The 4932-nt window shown below is 56.5% G+C and carries 3 protein-coding genes; 1 reads left to right on the plus strand and 2 read right to left on the minus strand.

The window, feature by feature from the left end:
- Positions 1-536: 536 nt before the first annotated feature.
- Complete coding sequence (locus tag ACH2EH_RS09770; protein WP_395141193.1) at positions 537-911, plus strand: VOC family protein; 375 nt, start codon at positions 537-539, stop codon at positions 909-911.
- Between the two features lie 130 nt (positions 912-1041).
- Here the strand turns inward: ACH2EH_RS09770 and ACH2EH_RS09775 are convergent, their stop codons facing one another.
- Together ACH2EH_RS09775 and ACH2EH_RS09780 are read right to left on the minus strand one after the other, a co-directional pair.
- Positions 1042-2973 carry a hypothetical protein gene (locus ACH2EH_RS09775; RefSeq protein WP_395141195.1) on the minus strand — a complete coding sequence of 644 codons (1932 nt, stop codon included), beginning with the start codon at positions 2971-2973 and terminating at the stop codon, positions 1042-1044.
- 6 nt (positions 2974-2979) lie between these two features.
- Positions 2980-4659, minus strand: a complete 1680-nt coding sequence (locus ACH2EH_RS09780) for a redoxin family protein (protein WP_395141197.1) — start codon at positions 4657-4659, stop codon at positions 2980-2982.
- Positions 4660-4932 lie beyond the last annotated feature (273 nt).

Raw genomic sequence — 4932 nt, forward strand, 5'->3', positions numbered from 1 at the left:
TTTCGCAACGTGGCAATGAACCTGATACGCCTAGCCGGTCATACTTGTATCGCTGCTGCTACTCGAATGTTTGCCGCTTGTCCTGAACGTGCCATTGAACTAATCAACATTCCGAGAACTGAATGACCGTGCCTGGTGGCTCTCTGGTGACAGTGCATCGAGCAGTCGGCGTAGGCTATCGGTGCGATCCGTGAGCAGCTCCAGGGCCTCACGGGATGCTCTCTAAAACTTTTAAGACTTTACATTGCGGCCCTTCGCTAACGCGCACATGGAGTAGGGAAATTGCCGGTCATCATACGCCGATCATCCTTTTGCGCAGGCGCACGTCTTGGGGTCTGGGCTAGAATGGGGTGACTGTCGTTTTCGGGAAACCTGCTACCTCTGTCACCGTTCAAGTGCGTTGGGAACTTTGGCAGGCAAGCAAGTCGCATAAGCACCTACGCCCGAAGTAAGTCAAGCCCTATCTTAAGTGACGTGCCCTGATGACGAGTAGGCGTTTGTCGCCCTATACCTGATGTTAGCCTGAAAGGAAAACCATGCCTGTTGAACGCATTGTCCCCAATGTAACAACGACCGATCTGAACGCGACCCGCGAGTTTTATTGCGACATCCTCGGCCTTACTGCTGAGGTGCAGATGGACGACTTTATGATGCTCAGTTCGCCCGCCGATCCCTCCGTGCAAATTACGGTCAACGACCACGCCTTTCCGGGATTGCCGCCAGGGTTCGGCGTCGACGTCGGGACACCCGAAGAACAGAAACGAGTCTATGACGCTGTGGTGAAGCGTGGTCTGCCTATTGTCGAACCGCTTGCCGATATGCCCTGGGGTATTCGGCGTTTTTCCGTTATTGACCCGAGTGGAGTCCGCGTGACTGTTGTTGTTCGCATCGAAGCGCTGCCGAGTGAGTGAGCGCGCTTTTCGAGAATGTAGACCAGGCATTTTTCTGGACATTTTGACAGTCGGCGTTTAGAGGATTGAATCCCCGAGCGAGCAATTAGAAATTGCGAGAGTGTGGCGCGACCGACGGACAACCTAGGCTCTAGGCTCGCGCAGGATCTTTTAGCAACTTCACCTTTCTCTGTCGCTTCGGCCAAAGCGTAGCGACCCCTGCACCGAGCGCAGCCGTCATAGCGAGCGGCGCAACGATGAACCAGCCCAGCACCGGAAAGAGGAGCGCGAACGTCAGGAGGAAGCTGGATTTTGCCAGCGCCGAGAAAGATGTCTCTTCTTCCTGTTGCCGCAACAGCCGCCGCCCTACCCGCCGAGAAAGCCCCCCCATTCCCAGGAGTAGTGACACTGCTGCCCCAAACCAAAGAAGGGCTCCCCAAACCTGCGCGGTGACGTTCGTAGAGTACAGCGAGGGCAAAGCAAATAGAGCCAATCCGGCCAGCACAGCCAGGCCGAGGCCGAAACTGCGGAACGGCGAACGACCCAGCGTGTCGGCGGCCTGCTGGGTCGGACGGGGAAACCGATGCGTTGCGCTCACCAGCGTGATAAACGGAGCTATCACGAAGACCATCAAGAGCATTCCGAGCGTCGGCAGGGGCGCTTCCATCAAGCCGATGAGGCTACTGGCGACTCCATCGTAGATCACATTAATGGGAGGGCTTTTTTTTTCCTGTGAAGGGCGCTGCGCCGGGGTGACACTGGCTTTACCAAGATGTGCCAGATTGGTGAGCCAGAGGATACCGTTGTCGCGTTCGCTGTCCACGTAGACGTTGATCAGTGCTCCTGCCATCTCGTCTGTGCTGTTCTCGCCGTAGGTGACACGCTTGGGCGGATGGTTCGGATTATGAATATTTTCCGCCGTGTTGTCGTGGGTCCATTCCGCGTGCAGTACGGTTCCTTTGGGAAGGCGGATACGTTCTTTCACATGATACGTGGACTGCCAGTTGAAATCCCAGTCGTTGATCTTGATGATCGGTCGGATCGTACGATCCGGCAACTCCGCCCAGAGTTTGCAGGTCTTGCCAATCAGATGCAGGTGCTCGTAGATGGCCTCAATCTCGACAGCGACGGGCAACGTGTAGCTGTCCTGCTCCAGATGCGCCTTCTCGCCGGGGGCAATATCCAGATTGAGTACGCCCATGGTAATCAGCGAACCGATGCGTGTGGGGGGCTTATCGGTAAAATAGAGGCCAATACTCGACTGGTCGGTCTCTACTTTGCCGGTGGGATGGTAGTGCATCCCGAAGACGATATCCACCTCTTTAGGCAGGACGCCCGCCGCATCCAGGGGGAAGACCTCCGGGGGCATGCCCGGTGCGTATCCCGGAAGCCCACCTGCCGGGACAAATCCCGGCCCCCCGAAGCTCACGTAGCCTGCGCCGGTCCCGCCCTGCTCCTTCTCCAATTGAATCGCCTTACCGCTTTTGTCCATCATCAGGGTTGCGTGATGGACGACGCGGCGGTTGCCGGGCCGGAACTCGGCGGCCCGAATGTATCGATCGGCAGGAAGCTGAACGTGGAGGGGAAAACTGCGATTCACATCGTTCCCCTCGGCGTGGATCGCGAAGGCTTTCGGCATCTTTAGAATAAGATCGGGCTTGCCGAGCTGCCAGCCATCGGTGAATTTGGGCCGGGGCGGCAGGTCGGCAGGATTGCCTTCGGGAGCGCCACTCTGTGCCCACTCCTTGATAGTGGCGATCTGCGTTTCTGTGAGTCGGCGTTCATGCTTGAACTCGCCGTATCCTGGCTCTAGTTTCCAGGGAGGCATGGTGCGCTTTTCAGTTACCAGAGCGATCTGCTTGGCGCGCTTCTTGAAATCCTGATAGGTCATCAGGGAGAAGGGGGCGACTTCCTCAGGACGATGGCACGACACGCACTGTTTGAAGACGATGGGAGCGATGTCTTTATTGTAAGTGATGGTGTCCGCGCGCACTGAGCCGGGATTGCTAAGGAGCGCCGCACCGATTAACCATGCCGTGACAGCTCCGATATTTATTGGTCGAAAGAATCTTAGGATTGACATAATTTGTTACTTTTTCTCGGGGATAAAGCAGCCGATGGCGTTGGTAAAGCGCTCGCGCACGGCCTTGCCCGCCACGATCGCATCGAGGGCGGAGCGCAAATCGTGCTGTGTCGCTTCAAAGCGCCGCTTGCCGAAATCGACGTAGAGATTGTTGATGCGTCCCCGGTAGAGCACGCTGCCGCCCGGCGCTAAGACGGCGACCTGCGGCGTGAGGGTGGCTCCAGCTTGACGCGTCAACCGGTGGCTGGGATCAATGAAAACAGGGCAGGTATAGCCGTAGGCTTTCGCATGCTTTTTCGCCTCCATGAGGGAGAGATCGGGGTCGGGATAGACCAGAGCGAAGGCGATATTTTGCCGCTTGTAAGAATCAGAAATGCGCTTGATCTCCGGTGCGTAGGCATTGGAAATAGGACAGTCGGTTCCGACAAAGAACAGTACCAGCGCCTTTTTGCCCTTCGCCGCCGCTAGAGGGTCGCTTGGGGCTACCGAGTCGCTTTGCCCGACGGCTTCCGTCTCAAGAGGCTTTCTGCTATCCGTTGTAGGTTGGATAGAGCTAGCATTCTTAATCTGGTTACCGACCGGCTTTTGCGGTAGACGCTCGATATCCACCGTAAAGCCAAGAAAACACAGGCACATTTCGTCGGATGTCTGCTCGCCCCAGGTAAGGTCTTTGGGCGGGCTGTTGGGGTTGAGTGGATTATCGGCAGAGTTATCGTAGTGTGCCACTAGATCCACACGCGTCCCCGCAGGTAGAGGAACGGGCTGCTTGTAGGCATAAAACCCCTGCCAGTTGAAATCCCAGTCGGGGATGTGGATAAGTTGCTTTTTGGTTCCTCCAGGAAGGGTGGCCGTAACGCTCATCTGCTTGCCGAGATTGTGCATGTGGGGGAAGAGAGTATAGAGCGTGACACCCAGAGGAACCACAAGGCTTGCCTTCTCCTCATGATCTTTTTTATCCGCAGGAATACGAATGCCGAGATTAGCAAGTGGAAAAAGATGCAAGGGTCTCTCCACAGGCTGCTTGCTAAAGTAGAGAGCCACCTGAGAGCGATCTATTTCCGGCTTCCCGTCTTTATGATAGTGGACTTCAAGCACGACATCTGCGCCCTTTGGCAGGAGAATACCGGTCTCTTTCGGGAGGTGGGTGGGCATAGCACCCGGTGCCCATCCCCCGAGCATCCCACTGGGAAGAAAGCCAATACCGCCGCCCGTCGAATAGCCGGGCTCGCTCTCTTTAGAATCCATTTTGCGTGCTCTGCCCTCGGTGTCTAGGTAGACCAAGACGTGGTGGACGACGGCGCGATTGCCGGGGTTTATATCAATGGCAGAAACATAACGGTCTTCGTCGAAGTGAGTAGGAATGACGAAGCATCGGTAGACATCGCGTCCCTCACTGGCGAGATGATAGTCCGTCGCAGGCTGCAAAAGCAGGTCGGGCTTACCAAGCGCCCAAGTGGTGGGAAACGTGGGTGCAGGCGGCAAGTCGCTCTGACGACCCTGAGCGGCCCCTTCAGCGACCCACTGCTTTATGGTAGAGATCTCTCTGTCCGTCAGCCGCCGTTCGCCCTGAAACTCTCCGTGCGAGTCGAGCTTCCAGGGAGGCATGATGCGGCGATCCACCACCAGCGCGATCTGCGCGGCGCGTTTCTTTACCTCGGCATAGGATGCGAGCGAGAAGGGACCCACCTCACCTTTTCGGTGGCACGAAACGCAGTTTTTGTTAAAAAGAGGTGCGATATCTCTTGAGTAGGTTAGAGGAGCGGCGGCAGGAGCGGGACTCCGCTGAGAAACGCCGGCAAACGCGCCCGCAAGAAGCGTGGTAAAGAGGGCCACAAGGGCAGTGCTTAGGACAGTTCGCTTAGAGTTTCGCAAAAGAGTATCTCCGGATCCGCCGCTTTCGCGGGTAGGTTCTCTCCCTTAAGTAAGTATTTACTCACCTAGTGAAACATAGGATACCGC

Origin of the sequence: Armatimonas sp. (assembly GCF_043760365.1) — a bacterium.
Taxonomy (GTDB): Bacteria; Armatimonadota; Armatimonadia; order Armatimonadales; family Armatimonadaceae; genus Armatimonas.

What these genes read in the sequence shown, in the direction of transcription:
- ACH2EH_RS09770 (WP_395141193.1), top strand. Translation starts at nt 537, where the DNA reads ATGCCTGTTGAACGCATTGTCCCCAATGTAACAACGACCGATCTGAAC.
- ACH2EH_RS09775 (WP_395141195.1), bottom strand. Translation starts at nt 2,973, where the DNA reads ATGTCAATCCTAAGATTCTTTCGACCAATAAATATCGGAGCTGTCACG.